The sequence below is a fragment of the Brachybacterium nesterenkovii genome, from assembly GCF_900163655.1.
Classification (GTDB): Bacteria; Actinomycetota; Actinomycetes; order Actinomycetales; family Dermabacteraceae; genus Brachybacterium; species Brachybacterium nesterenkovii.
The window spans coordinates 34,232-47,497 of the sequence record NZ_FWFG01000092.1 but is presented as its reverse complement, the minus strand read 5'-3'; the positions used below and the strand labels follow the sequence as shown (position 1 = coordinate 47,497).

Genomic DNA, 13,266 nt, shown 5'->3' with positions numbered 1-13,266 from the left:
GCAGGAGGCACTACCGCATGGCACGCACCAGCTTCGCCCGACTCCTCGTCACCCAACTCCGCGACATGGGCGTCGAACGCATCTACGGACTCGTCGGGGACTCCCTGAACCCGGTCGTCGACGCCGTCCGCACCACCGAGGGCATCGAGTGGGTGCACGTGCGCAACGAGGAGGCCGCCGCGTTCGCCGCCGGCGCCGAGGCCCGCCTGACCGGGAGGCTCGCCGTGTGCGCCGGCTCCTGCGGCCCCGGCAACACGCATCTGATCCAGGGGCTGTACGACGCCCACCGCGATCACGCGCCCGTGCTCGCGATCGCCTCGCACATCCCCAGCGCGAAGATCGGCACCGGCTTCTTCCAGGAGACCCACCCGGAGGCCCTGTTCGCCGAGTGCTCGCACTTCTGCGAGATGGTCAACTCCGGTCCCCATGGCGCGACCCTGCTCCACATCGCCATCCAGACGGCGATCGCGAAGCGGGGCGTGTCCGTGCTCGTGCTCCCGGGCGACATCGCCGACGAGGAGGTCGACGGGCCCCTCACCCGGACGCTCGCGACCGAGCTGGGTGCCGTCCAGCCCGCCGCCGCACCCGTCGGCGAGCTCGCGCGGCTCATCGACGAGGCCGAGAAGGTGATGCTGTTCGCCGGGGCGGGCGTCGAGCGCGCCCGCGACGAGGTGCTCGCGCTCGCCGACGCGCTCAAGGCCCCCGTGGGGCACGCCTTCGGCGGCAAGGAATGGATCCAGTACGACAACCCCTTCGACGTGGGCATGAGCGGGCTGCTGGGCTACGGCGCCTGCTACGAGGCGATGCACGAGGCCGACCTCGTGATCCTGCTGGGCACCGACTTCCCCTACAGCGAGTTCCTGCCCGCCGAGCGCGGCATCCGCGTGGTGCAGGTCGACGCCGACGCCTCCGTGCTGGGCCGCCGCGTGCCGCTGGACCTCGCGATCCACGGCGACGTGGCGCTGACGCTGCAGGCCCTGCTGCCGCTCGTGGAGGAGAAGCGGTCGCGCCGCTACCTCGACGCCATGCTGAGGAAGCACCACAAGGCGCTCACGGGCGTGGTGGCCGCATACACGAAGAACGTGGGGCGGATGAAGCCGATCCACCCCGAGTTCGTGGCCGCGACGCTCGACGAGCTGGCCGATGACGACGCCGTGTTCACCGTCGACACCGGCATGTGCAACGTGTGGGGCGCCCGCTACATCACGCCCAACGGGAAGCGCCGCGTGTTCGGCTCCTGGCACCACGGGACCATGGCCAACGCCCTGCCGCAGGCGATCGGCGCCTCCGCCTCCCCCCCGGGGCGCCAGGTGATCTCGATGTCCGGCGACGGCGGGCTGGGGATGCTGATGGGCGAGCTGCTGACGGTGAAGCTGCACCGCCTGGACACCAAGGTGGTCGTGTTCAACAACTCCAGCCTGGGGATGGTGCGCCTCGAGATGCTGGTCGAGGGCATCCCGGACTACGAGACCGACCACGAGGCCGTGGACTTCGCGGCGATCGCGAGCGCCGTCGGCATCCCGTCGGTGCGGATCACGGACCCCAAGAAGCTCAAGAAGGAGATGGCCAAGGCCCTGGCCATGCCCGGGCCCGTGCTCATCGACGTCGTGACCGACCCCGATGCCCTGTCGATGCCGCCGAAGATCACCGCGCAGCAGATCCGGGGCTTCGCGACCTCGGCGTCGAAGATCGTGCTGGGCGGCGGCGTGGGCCGCATGGTCGACATGGCAGCGGCGAACGTGCGCAACATCCCGCGCTGAGCCGGGGCGTCCAGAGTCTGTCGTGAGACGGCATGTGCCCTGGATATGGCGGGGCGCATGCGGTCTGACTGCAGTTTCTGGACGCGCACCCGGCCGCCCGATGACGCGGACGCGGGGAAGGCGGAGAATGCCCGACTTCGTCACAGCCTGGGCAAAGGAACGGTCAAGGGTGATGCCATCTGCGCGAGGCGCTGGCACCGTTGCACGCGAGGCACCCCCGCATCGTCCCCCTCCTTCCCCGCCGGGACGCGGATCGCCGCTCACCGACACGGAGGAGATCCCCATGACCCAGTCCGCTCGCCACACCCACCGCGCCGGCGGCTCCGCCGTCCTGTTGAAGGACGCGCGCCTCGCTCCCCGCGCCGCCGTCATCGTGGGCGGCACCGCCATCGCCGCCAGCTCGGTGGTCGGTCTCGGCGCCACCTCGGCCTCCGCCGACGGCGGCGTCTGGGACCGCGTCGCGCAGTGCGAGTCCGGCGGCCGCTGGAGCATCGCCACCGGCAACGGCTACTACGGCGGTCTGCAGTTCAGCCGCTCGACCTGGAACGCCTTCGGCGGCGGCCAGTACGCCTCGACCGCGAACAAGGCCTCGAAGTCCGAGCAGATCGCCGTCGCCCAGCGCGTCCTCCAGGCTCAGGGCCCGGGCGCCTGGCCCGTCTGCTCCAAGCGCGCCGGCCTGACCCGCTCCAACGGCGGCGCCAGCTCCGCCGCCGAGGCCTCGGCCCCGCACGCCGAGACGAAGGAGGCCGCGTACTCCGCTCCCGCGCAGGGCTCCGGCTCCCTCGCCGTCGACGGCAAGTTCGGCCGCGCCACCACCCGCGCCATGCAGGACTGGGCGGGCGTGCGCCAGGACGGTTCGCTGTCCCGCTCGGACATCCGCGCGATCCAGAGCAAGGTCGGGGCGACCCCCGACGGCAAGATCGGCCGCGAGACCACCCGCAAGGTGCAGGAGGCCGTCGGCATGGAGCCCAACGGCGCCAAGAGCTTCCGCACCGACCGCACGACCGTCCGCGCCCTCCAGGACCACCTGAACGGCTGATCCGCTCGGAGCGCCGTGCCGCTCCGTCAGCCGCCCGGCGCATTGGCCCGCGCTTCTTCGGGAGCGCGGGCCGATGCGCATTCGAGGGCGCGGGGCGGTGCGCAATCGAGGGCGCGACGGGCCTGCGGTATGCCTGTTTCGCCGGTTCTGAATGCCGTCCGGGTGATGCATGAGCGTCACCAGGGAAATCGGGCTCGCAAGGTTGGGGTGCGTCACAAACCCGTTAAAGGTCGGGTCAAGCCGCGTGCATTCCGGGGGGAGGACCTGGCACGGTCGATGACAGCGGTGCCCGAGAGGCCTGCTGCGGTGCCCGAGGCCCCCGGCCCCGGAAGCGGCGAGCGCGGCACCCGTCCGATACGACCTGGAGGAATTCAGATGACGCAGTCCCACACCCACCGCGCCGAGGGCGCGCCCACCATCAAGGCTCCGGCCTTCCTCCGCCGCGCGGCCGTCGTCGCCGGCGGCACCGCCGTCGCGGCCGGCTCAGTCGTCGGCGTCGGCGCGGCGAGCGCGTCGGCCGACACCGGCGTCTGGGACCGTGTGGCCCAGTGCGAGTCCGGCGGCAACTGGTCCATCGCGAGCGGCAACGGCTACTACGGCGGCCTGCAGTTCTCGGCCTCGACCTGGCGCGCCTACGGCGGCACCCAGTACGCCTCGACCGCGAACAAGGCCTCCAAGGGCGAGCAGATCACCGTGGCCAAGCGCGTCCTCGAGGGCCAGGGCCCGGGCGCGTGGCCCGTGTGCTCCAAGAAGGCCGGCCTGACCCGCTCCAACGGCGGCGCCGCCTCGAGCTCCTCCGATGAGGCCTCCCAGTCCGAGAAGACCGAGGCTCCGAAGTCGGAGAAGAAGTCCGAGTCCAAGAAGTCGACCAAGTCCGAGTCCACGACGTCCGAGAAGACCGAGGCTCCGAAGTCGGAGAAGAACGAGTCCAAGAAGTCGACCAAGTCCGAGTCCACGAAGTCGGACAAGAGCGACTCCAAGAAGTCGACGAAGTCCGACAAGACCGAGTCGAAGAAGTCGACATCCACGAAGGCCGCCTCCACCGGTGACCTCGCGGTCGACGGCAAGTTCGGCGACGACACCACCGCTGCCGTGCATCAGTGGGTCGGCATGTCCCAGGACGGCGAGCTCGACAAGGCCGATATCGCCACCGTGCAGCGCTGGGTCGGTGCGAACGACGACGGCGTGATCGGCACCGAGACCACCCTCGAGGTCCAGAAGGCCATCGGTATGACCCCGAACGGCGCGTCGGACTTCACGCAGGACGCCGACACCGTGCGTCAGCTGCAGTCCTTCCTCAACGCCCAGGGCTGATCCGATCGGCTGAGTCCAGCTCAGCCCCGGCTCACACCTCCGGGCCGATCGCCCCGGCCGCTCCGGCCGCGCATCGGCACCCGTATCGCGAACGGGCCCGCTCCCTCCCAAGGAGCGGGCCCGTTCCGCGTCGGGCACCTACAATGAGGGGACCATCCCTGCGCCCGTCTCCTCCCAGATCGGAAGACCGTGACGATCGAAGACTTCCTCCGGCTGCTGCTGCGCAACGCGCTGCTGCTCACGATCTCCCTCGTGCTCGGCGCCGGGCTCGGCTACGCGTACTCGCACACCAAGCCCGAGGCGTACCAGGCATCGGCGCTCGGCTTCGTGCGCGGCGCCTCCGGCGGCACCGACCCGACCCAGGGCGACACGACGCAGGCCCAGTACTCGAAGGCGCAGTTCTTCCTCCCGCTGTTCAACACGCGCGCGGTCGGCGAGGGCATCGTCGAGAAGCTCGGCCTCGAACAGGGACCCGATGCCGTCGCGGGCTCGCTCACGGCCTCGCTGGACCCGAACGCTCCGATCATCACGGTCACGGCCACCGCGGGCACGCCGCAGGAGGCGAGCGACATCGCCAACGCCTCGATCGAGACCGTCGCCGCCGAGGCCAATGAGCTCGAGCCTGGCACCGGGGACCAGCTGGTGGCGTACCAGACGGCGCTCGCCCCGGGCCCCCCGATCTCCCCGGATCGCCGCAAGTTCGCCCTCGCCGGTGCCGTCGCCGGTCTGCTGCTGGGCCTCCTGCTGGCCTGGGTGCGCAATCGCAACGACTCGCGCGTGCGCACGGTCGACGACATCCGCACCACGGTCGCGGTCCCGTCCCTGGGCGTCCTCCCCGACTCCAAGGACTTCGCGCGGGTCAAGGGCGGTCTGCTCAAGGATCCCAAGAGCTTCCAGGCGCGCGAGGCCCTGCGCAAGCTCCGCACGAACCTCCGCTACGCCGATGTGGACGATCCGCCGCGCTCGATTGTCGTCACCTCGAGCGCTCCCGGCGAGGGCAAGTCGACGGTGGCCGCGAACCTCGCCCGCGTGATGGCTCGCGCCGGGCAGCGCACTCTGCTGATCGACGCGGATCTGCGCCGCCCGGTCGAGGCAGCGCAGTTCGGCGTCGACGGCTCGCTGGGCCTGACCCAGCTGCTGGCGGGCACCGTCTCGATCCACGACGTGATCCAGGCGGACCCGCGCTCGAAGCTCTCGCTCATCCCCGCAGGCGAGGTCCCGCCCAATCCGTCGGAGCTGCTCGGCTCCCGACGCATGCACGAGCTCGTCACGGAGCTGTCCCGGGAGTACTTCGTCATCATCGACGCCCCGCCCGTGCTCGCCGTCACCGACGCGCAGCTGCTCGCGCGCCACACGGACGGCGCGATCATCGTGGCCGTCCCCGGGCGCACGCGCGTCGAGGGGATCTCCCGGGCCGTCGAGTCGATCCGCGCAGTGGGCGGCACCGTCTACGGCGCCGTCATGAACCGCGCCTCCGCCAATCGTCTGACCCGCCTCGCCTACGGGGACGCCGAGTACGGCTACTCGGCCTACGGCTACGCCTCCAAGGCCTACTCCTACGGGTACGCGAAGGGGCAGGCGACCGGCCCGGAGGCCGAGGTGGAGGTCGCCGAGGACGTGCTCACGGCCCCGGTGCCCGCGACCGTGGTCCCCGAGACGCCGCGGCCCGTGACCGGGGCTCCGGCATCGCAGGGTGACGCCGGGGCACCGCGGGCCTACACCGCGGCCTCGTCGGCCAACGACCCGGAGCCGCAGGCCGATGCCCTGACCGACCCCGTGCCCGCCGCCGTCGGCGACCCCGGCGACGAGGACGACGACGGCGAGGACGACGACGGCGAGGCCCTGTACGGCCCCGACGGCCGTGCCCTGGACGTCTACGGCCAGGACGCCGATCCCCGCGAGGACTCGACCTCGGGGGGCCCGCATCAGCGCCGTGGGCGCCGCGCCGCCGCGGTCGATCCCGACGCCGCATCGCGATGATCGCGCAGCTGGGGGCGATCATCCCCGTGCACGGCCCGATCGGCCCGGAGCTGGACCTCCTCACCGACCTCCTGGGCGATCACGTCCCTGCCGCGGACCGGCCCGCCCGCACGATCGTCGTCGACGACGCCTCGCCCCAGCCCGTGGACGCAGCGCGCCTGCCCGCAGGCGTCGAGCTGATCCGGCGCGAGCGCAACGGCGGCTTCGCGGCCGCCGTCAACACGGGCCTGCGGGAGGTCGGCACGCCGCTCGCGCTCGTGCTGAACTCTGACCTGCGCCTGCCCGCCTCGTTCGCGCGCGATCTCGTGGTGCACGCGGCGCCGTTCCAGCCAGCCGTCGTCGGCTGCCGCAACCAGGATCCTGCGGGGCGCTCCGGGTACGCCGCCCGGCGCTTCCCGACCGTCGGCCACCAGGCGATCGAGTGGCTCGTGCCGCTGGCCTCCCAGCACCACCGCGACGTGCTGCACCGCGCGGTGGGCCACGACCTCGAGGCGGAGCGCGGGCGCGGCATGGTGCCCGTGGACTGGGTGTCCGGGGCCGTGCTGCTGCTCCCGGTCGCCGAGGTGCTCGCGGTCGGCGGCTTCGACGAGGGCTACGTCATGTATACCGAGGAGGTGGACCTCCAGCTGCGCCTGTGCCGGCAGGGGATCCCGGCGCTCCTCGACGCCGACCTCGTGGTCGTCCACGCCGGGGGAGGCTCCGCGGGCTCCGAGGCGAGGCGCCGTCGGTGGCTCGTCGGCGCGCGCATGCGCTACGCCCGCCGCCATGGGCATCCGCTCGCACTGCGCGCCGCGCTGCTGGCCGCGAGCGGGGCGAACCTCGTGTGGAACACGGGGCGCCGCCTGGCCGGGCGCGACGTCGCCCCCGTGGCGGTGCTCCGCGAGGAGGTCGACCTGATCCTCCGTGCCGATCGGGGGCTCGCCCGATGAGCACCGAGCCGCAGGCGCGATCCATGCCGTCCGCGTCGCCCGCCTCGTCCGCGTCGCCCCCGCTGTCCGCGTTCTCCGCGCCCTCCGCCCGGCACCGAGTGCTGGTCGTCTCGCCGACGTTCCACGGCTACTGGCGCTCGATCGAGGACGCCCTGGCCCGTCGCGGCCACGACGTGCGGACCCTGCGCTACGACGCCTACGACACGGTCGCCGCGAAGGCGCTGCTCAAGGCCCGTGTCGAGCTGCCCGAGCGCCTGCACCTGCCCGGGGACCGCCGCGCCGCCGAGCGCCGCCGCGTGACCGACCGGGCCATCGCCGCGCTCGCCGAGCACCGCCCGGACCGGGTGCTCGTCATCAAGGGCGATCTGCTCGATGAGCGCTTCTGGGACGCCCTCGCCGATACCCCGCGGATCCTGTGGCTGTACGACGATCTCCACCGCCACGACTACACGACCGCGTTCCTGCGGGAGGTCGGTCCCGTCCTCAGCTACTCGCCCTCGGAGTCCGCGCAGCTGCGGGACGCCGAGGGCGTCGACGCCCGCTTCATGCCCGATGCCTTCGACCCGCACCGCGTCGGTCCGTCCGCGCACCGCAGCGGCGAGATCGCCTTCGTCGGCTCCGGCTACGCGAACCGCTTCACGACCCTCGGGGAGCTCGCGCACCGCGGCCTGCCCGTCCACGCCTACGGGCGGGACTTCTCCCGCCACCTCCTCGACCGCCTGCGCACCTGGTCGTGGAGCCGCCCCGCGATCACGGCATCGCGGGACGTGCCCCTCGAGCAGGCGTACCGCGTGGTGGGGGAGGCCGCGGCGGCGGTCAACATCCACGGCCTCCAGACGGGCCACGCGATGCGCACCTTCGAGATCCCCGGCATGGGCGGCGTCGAGCTCGTGGACCGCGACGACGTGGAGATGTTCTACGACGTGGGCACCGAAGTGGCCGTGTGGCACGACCTCGACGAGCTCGAGGACCTCGCACGCCGGGCGCTGGCCGATCCGCGCTGGGCCCAGGGACTGCGGGATGCAGGCCGCCGCCGTACGCTCGCAGAGCACACCTTCGATCACCGGATGGAGACCGTGGACTCGCTATGGGACTGAATCACCCCGAGAGCCTGGAGCTGTGGCAGGACTGGCAGCGGTCGCGGCAGAAGCTGCGCCGCGCCAAGCACGCCGTCGCGGGCGGTGCGGGCGCCGTGCGCTCCCGCCTGGGCCGCGGCCGCGACGCCGATCACGCCGCGGGGGCACCGGAAGCGGACGCGGGGCCCGCGCAGCGGTGGGTGCTGAGCTCTCGCGACGGGGACCGCCCCGAGCGGGTGCTGCTGGCCGTCGATTCAGCGTCGCCGACGTCGCGGGCCGCCCTCCTGTCGTTCCTGCCGTACCTGCGCAGAGGCGTCGATGTGCTCGCTCCCGTCGGCGTCGAGCTGCCCGAGCTCGAGGGATGGCGCTCCGAGACGGGCGACGACGCCGCCGCACTCGCGCGCGCCGGAGAGCCCGGGGCCGTCGTCTCGATCGGTGAGCACCTGGCGCTCGGCGCGACCGCGCACGAGCTCGCCGAGAGCACCGGCATCCGCGAGCTCGTGGTCCAGCACGGGGCGCTCACGCCCTTCGCGCCGCCGCTGCCGCGCGGCGCGACGCTGCTGGCCTGGAGCGATGCCGATGCGGAGTTCTGGCTCTCGGGCCGGCGCGATGTCGAGACGCAGACCGTCGGCTCCCAGCTGCTGTGGCAGGCCGGTCACGACGCCGGGGATGTCGACCGCGACGCCCGCCCCGTGTTCCTGGGGCAGATGCACGGGGCCGAGCTCCCGCGCCGCCTGACCGCCGGCACCGCCTACCGCTTCTGCCGGATGCACGAGGCGATCTACCGCCCCCATCCCGCGGAGACCGACGCGCTGTCGCGGGCCGCGCACGCCCTCATGCGGCGCCGCGGCATCGCCGTCGCGCCGACGGACGTGCCGCTGCGCGAGCTGACCTCGCCCGTCGTCGCGATCTTCTCCACCGGGGTGCTCGAGGCCGCCGCCCGCGGCGTCCCCGCCTGGGTCCACTGCCCCGACGCCCCGGGCTGGGTCCACGAGTTCTGGCGGCGCTACGACATGCGGCCCTTCGGCGGCACGCCCACGCCGCCGCTCGCGGCCGCCGAGGGCGAGCCCGCGGTGCGCATCGCCGGGATCATCGAGGGATCGGTGTGACCGCGCTGGCCGTGATCCCGGCGCGCGGCGGATCCAAGGGGATCTTCCGCAAGAACCTGCTGCCCGTCGGCGGGCGCCCCCTCATCGCGTGGACGATCGCGCAGGCCCTCGCCGCCGGGCAGGACGGCCACGACCTCATCGTCGCGGTCTCCACGGAGGACCCGGAGATCGCGGCCGTCGCCCGCGAGCACGGGGCGCGGGTGATCGAGCGCCCCGCGGAGCTGGCGCTGGACACGGCGCCCACCGAGCCCGTGATCCTGCACGCGATGGACACGGTCGAGGCCGAGGGCGCGGACCTGGACGCCGTGATGCTGCTGCAGGCCACGAGCCCCGTCCGGGCGCCCGGGACGATCGGGCGGGCCCTCGAACAGTTCCGCGACTCCGGCTGCGACAGCCTCGTCGGGGTCGTCCCCGAGTCCCCGTTCTTCTGGCGCCTGCCCGAGCGGCCCGGCCAGAGCGCGCAGGCGGCCTACGACGTCGACGCCCGCCCCCGGCGCCAGGACCTGCTCCCGCAGGAGATTCACTACTTCGAGAACGGGAGCCTGTACGTGACGGCCCCCGGGATCTATCGCACCCGCGGCAACCGTATCGGCGGCACCGTGGGACTGTTCGTGCTGGACGAGTCCGAGGGCGTCGACATCGACACCGCGGCCGACGTCGCCGCCGCCGAGACCATGCTCGCCCGCCTCGGATGGACTATCTCGTGATCCTGGACCGCACCGTCGCCCCCTATCTCGTCGACGCCGACGCCACCGTGCACGAGGCGCTGCGGCGCATCGACGCCAACCGCGCCCGGGTCGTGTTCCTCGCGGACGCCCACGGCGTCGTCACCGGCTCCCTGTCCGACGGGGACGTGCGGCGCTGGCTCACCGCGCAGACGGCCCCCGACCTGCTGGCCCCCGCCGCGGACGCCGCCCGCACGTCGTTCGTGTCGGTCCGGGAGGGCACGTCGATGGAGCGCATCGAGGCCCTCGCCCGCCCGGGCGTCGACCGCATCCCCGTGCTCGACGAGCGCGGCCGCATCGTCGCGATCGCCTCGCCCGTGCCCCGCACCCTGACGATCGGGCGCCACACGATCGGCGAGGGTCTGCCCGCCCTCGTGATCGGCGAGATCGGCAACAACCACCAGGGCGACGTCGAGCTCGCCACGACCCTCGTGGACCACTGCGTCGCGGCGGGCGCGAGCGCCGTCAAGCTCCAGCTGCGCGATATGGCCGCCCTGTACCGCTCGGGGGGCTCCTCGAGCGCGGGGGAGGACCTGGGGCCGCAGTACACGATGAACCTGCTGGCCAAGTACTCGCTGTCGGTCGAGGACATGTACCGGGTGTTCGACCACTGCGCCGCGCGGGACATCGACGTGCTGTGCACCCCGTGGGACATCCCCTCGGCCGAGGCGCTCGAGCGCTACGGCATCCCCGCCTACAAGATCGCCTCGGCGGATCTCACGCACCACGATCTGCTGCGCCGCGTCGCGGACACGGGGCGCCCGATGATCATGTCGACCGGCATGTCCACGGAGGCCGAGATCACCGCGGCCGTCGGGGTGCTGCGGAGCCACGGCGCGCAGTACGCGCTGCTGCAGACCCAGTCGACGTACCCGGCGCCGTTCAAGGACGTGAACCTGCGCTACATGGACCGCCTGGCGGAGCTGGGGGACTGCCTGGTCGGCTACAGCGGCCATGAGCGCGGCATCCACGTGCCGATCGCCGCGGTCGCGCGCGGCGCGAGCATCATCGAGAAGCACGTGACGGTGGACCGCTCGCTCGAGGGCAGCGACCACAAGGTGTCGCTGCTGCCGGACGAGCTCGCGGCGATGGTGCGGCAGATCCGCGAGGTCGAGGCGGCGCTGGGCACGGCCGAGCCCCGCGTGGTGTCCACGGGCGAGCTGATGAATCGCGTGAACCTCGCGACGTCCCTCGTGGCGGCCCGCGATCTGGAGGTCGGCGAGGTGGTGACGGAGGCGGACGTCGACGTCAAGAGCCCGGGCCGCGGCCTCCAGCCGGACCGCCGTGACGCGCTGCTGGGCGTGCGGCTGCGCCGGCGCGTGCCCGCCGGTGACTTCTTCTACCCCGGGGACCTCGCGGAGCAGGCCCGCGAGCAGCGCGACTACAGCTTCTCCCGCCCGTGGGGGCTGCCGGTGCGCTTCCACGACTTCCGGCCGCTGCTGGAGGTCTCCCAGCCCGACTTCCTCGAGTTCCACCAGTCCTACCGGGACATGGACCTCGACCCTGCGGATTTCTTCGCGCCGGGGGAGCGGCTGGGGCAGTTCTTCACGATCCACGCCCCGGACCTGTACGCGGGCGACTTCCTCATCGACCTCGCGAGCCCCGATGACGCGATCTGGGAGCGGTCGATCCGGGAGGTCCAGCGGGTGGTCGACATGGCCCGCGCCCTGCGGCCGTACTTCACGTGCGCCGAGGACCCGATCGTGATCGTGACGATGGGCGGCTTCCTGCCCGACCGGCATCTGGCTCCCGCCGAGCGCGCGCCGCTGTACGCGCGCGTGCGCAGCGCGCTCGAGCGGATCGACGAGTCCGGGGTGCGCCTGACCGCGCAGACGCTGCCGCCGTTCCCCTGGCTCATGGGCGGCCAGCAGTTCCACAACCTGTTCATGGACCCCGAGGACACGGCCTGCTTCTGCGAGGAGACGGGGCGCCGCCTCACCTTTGACGTCTCGCACACGAAGCTCGCGGCGACCTTCGCGGGCCGTCCCTTCAGCGAGTACGTGGACATCATGGGCCCGCATATCGAGCACCTCCATATCGTCGACGCCGTGGGCATCGACGGCGAGGGCGTGCAGGTGGGCGAGGGCGAGGTCGACTTCCGCGACCTGGCCGAGCGCCTCGCGCGCCTGGCCCCGCAAGCGCCGTTCATCCCGGAGATCTGGCAGGGCCACGTCAACAACGGCGAAGGCTTCTTCACGGCGCTCGACCGCCTCGAGCAGTGGTTCTGAGACCCGACCAGCCCCGTCCCTGCACCGTCCGCTTCCGCGAGCTCGACGCGCTGCGCGGCCTCGCCGCGCTCGCCGTCGTCCTCTACCACCTGACGACCTTCATGGGCGACGGCCCGGGGCTCGGCGGCCCGCCCGCGGTCTCGATCTGGTGGGGCGAGTACGGCGTCCAGCTGTTCTTCCTCATCTCCGGCTTCGTGATCCTGCTGTCGGCGCGGCGGACGCGCCGCCCCTCCGACTTCGTCATCTCTCGCGCGTCTCGCGCATCTACCCCGTGTTCTGGATCGCGCTGACGGTCGCGATCGCGCTCGGCGCCGGCCTCGCCGTGCCCGGTCTCGCAATCCCGTGGCGCGACCGCCTGCTCAACTACACGCTGGTCCAGCGCTTCCTGGGCGCCGCGAATGCGGACCCGGTGTCGTGGACTCTGCAGATCGAGCTGCAGTTCTACGTGCTCGTGCTGCTGATCCTCACGCGCTGCCGCATCACCGACCGCGTCGCGGTGATCGCGGCGAACGCGTGGACCGCGGTCTGCCTCATCGTCGCGGCCATCGCGCGCCCACACACCCTCGGCGTGGAGCCGCAGGACGTCGAGGTGCTCTGGAAGATCCTCCTGAACCTGCTGCTCGTCGAATGGGGGCCGCTGTTCTCCGCCGGGATGATGCTGCTCCTGGCACGCGAGACCGGACGGCGTCTGCCCGCCCTGCCGTTCCTGCTGGCGCCCGTGCCCGACGCGTGGCTCGTGCGCGGCACGCGCTATGCCCTGTGCGTCGCGGTGGTCGTCGCGATCTTCGCGGCGGTGACGCTCCCGCGCCGCCCGATCCCGCTGCTCGCCTCGCGGCCCCTCCTGTGGCGGGGCGACCGCAGCTACTCGCTCTACGTCGCGCACCTCGTGCCGATCATGGCGCTCCTGCCGATCCTCGACCCGGCGCTGGGGCGCGGCGCCGCGATGGCCGTCCTGCTGGTCGGCGCGCTGGTCCTCGCGGCAGTATACCATCGGGTCGGAGAGGTCGAGGCGACCCGATGGATGCGTCGGGCTCTCACGGCGCTGCGCGACCGGTCCGCGCATCCCCTCGACCGTGCGCGCCCCGCGGGGGTGCGATGAAGGAGGC

Annotated in this window: 11 protein-coding genes; all 11 read left to right on the top strand. The window is 72.6% G+C overall.

The window, feature by feature from the left end; all coding sequences use genetic code 11:
- The first annotated feature begins 17 nt into the window (after positions 1-17).
- A complete protein-coding gene (locus FM110_RS10390; protein ID WP_087104686.1) occupies positions 18-1,760 on the top strand; it encodes a pyruvate dehydrogenase in 1,743 nt (580 codons plus the stop codon).
- A 283-nt stretch (positions 1,761-2,043) separates the two neighbouring features.
- Complete coding sequence (locus FM110_RS14885; protein WP_087104685.1) at positions 2,044-2,799, top strand: transglycosylase family protein; 756 nt, start codon at positions 2,044-2,046, stop codon at positions 2,797-2,799.
- A gap of 375 nt (positions 2,800-3,174) precedes the next feature.
- Positions 3,175-4,113: a transglycosylase family protein gene (locus FM110_RS14880; protein ID WP_087104684.1), complete on the top strand. Its 939-nt coding sequence runs from the start codon at positions 3,175-3,177 to the stop codon at positions 4,111-4,113.
- A gap of 189 nt (positions 4,114-4,302) precedes the next feature.
- Positions 4,303-6,093 carry a polysaccharide biosynthesis tyrosine autokinase gene (locus FM110_RS10375; RefSeq protein WP_200810220.1) on the top strand — a complete coding sequence of 597 codons (1,791 nt, stop codon included), beginning with the start codon at positions 4,303-4,305 and terminating at the stop codon, positions 6,091-6,093.
- Positions 6,090-7,022 carry a glycosyltransferase family 2 protein gene (locus FM110_RS10370; protein WP_087104683.1) on the top strand — a complete coding sequence of 311 codons (933 nt, stop codon included), beginning with the start codon at positions 6,090-6,092 and terminating at the stop codon, positions 7,020-7,022. The genes FM110_RS10375 and FM110_RS10370 overlap by 4 nt, the downstream gene beginning before the upstream one ends.
- A gap of 23 nt (positions 7,023-7,045) precedes the next feature.
- The gene (locus FM110_RS10365) at positions 7,046-8,119 is read left to right on the top strand and encodes a CgeB family protein (protein ID WP_087104716.1); all 1,074 of its coding nucleotides are present in this window, start codon (positions 7,046-7,048) and stop codon (positions 8,117-8,119) included.
- Positions 8,110-9,207, top strand: a complete 1,098-nt coding sequence (locus FM110_RS10360; protein ID WP_087104682.1) for a hypothetical protein — start codon at positions 8,110-8,112, stop codon at positions 9,205-9,207. Before FM110_RS10365 ends, FM110_RS10360 begins: the two co-directional genes overlap by 10 nt.
- Entirely contained in the window at positions 9,204-9,914 is a 711-nt protein-coding gene (locus FM110_RS10355; protein WP_200810219.1) for an acylneuraminate cytidylyltransferase family protein, read from the top strand. Before FM110_RS10360 ends, FM110_RS10355 begins: the two co-directional genes overlap by 4 nt.
- On the top strand, positions 9,899-12,160 hold the full coding sequence (locus FM110_RS10350; protein WP_234992245.1) for an N-acetylneuraminate synthase family protein: 2,262 nt from the start codon (positions 9,899-9,901) through the stop codon (positions 12,158-12,160). Before FM110_RS10355 ends, FM110_RS10350 begins: the two co-directional genes overlap by 16 nt.
- Positions 12,151-12,450, top strand: coding sequence for an acyltransferase family protein (locus FM110_RS10345; RefSeq protein WP_159458045.1), 300 nt, complete (start codon positions 12,151-12,153; stop codon positions 12,448-12,450). The genes FM110_RS10350 and FM110_RS10345 overlap by 10 nt, the downstream gene beginning before the upstream one ends.
- Entirely contained in the window at positions 12,432-13,259 is an 828-nt protein-coding gene (locus FM110_RS10340) for an acyltransferase family protein (RefSeq protein WP_087104680.1), read from the top strand. The genes FM110_RS10345 and FM110_RS10340 overlap by 19 nt, the downstream gene beginning before the upstream one ends.
- The last annotated feature ends 7 nt before the right edge of the window (positions 13,260-13,266 follow it).

Excerpts from the sequence above, each read along its gene's own strand:
- FM110_RS14885 (WP_087104685.1), top strand. The coding sequence starts at position 2,044 with ATGACCCAGTCCGCTCGCCACACCCACCGCGCCGGCGGCTCCGCCGTC.
- FM110_RS10365 (WP_087104716.1), top strand. The coding sequence starts at position 7,046 with ATGCCGTCCGCGTCGCCCGCCTCGTCCGCGTCGCCCCCGCTGTCCGCG.
- FM110_RS14880 (WP_087104684.1), top strand. The coding sequence starts at position 3,175 with ATGACGCAGTCCCACACCCACCGCGCCGAGGGCGCGCCCACCATCAAG.
- FM110_RS10360 (WP_087104682.1), top strand. The coding sequence starts at position 8,110 with ATGGGACTGAATCACCCCGAGAGCCTGGAGCTGTGGCAGGACTGGCAG.
- FM110_RS10350 (WP_234992245.1), top strand. The coding sequence starts at position 9,899 with ATGGACTATCTCGTGATCCTGGACCGCACCGTCGCCCCCTATCTCGTC.
- FM110_RS10370 (WP_087104683.1), top strand. The coding sequence starts at position 6,090 with ATGATCGCGCAGCTGGGGGCGATCATCCCCGTGCACGGCCCGATCGGC.
- FM110_RS10390 (WP_087104686.1), top strand. The coding sequence starts at position 18 with ATGGCACGCACCAGCTTCGCCCGACTCCTCGTCACCCAACTCCGCGAC.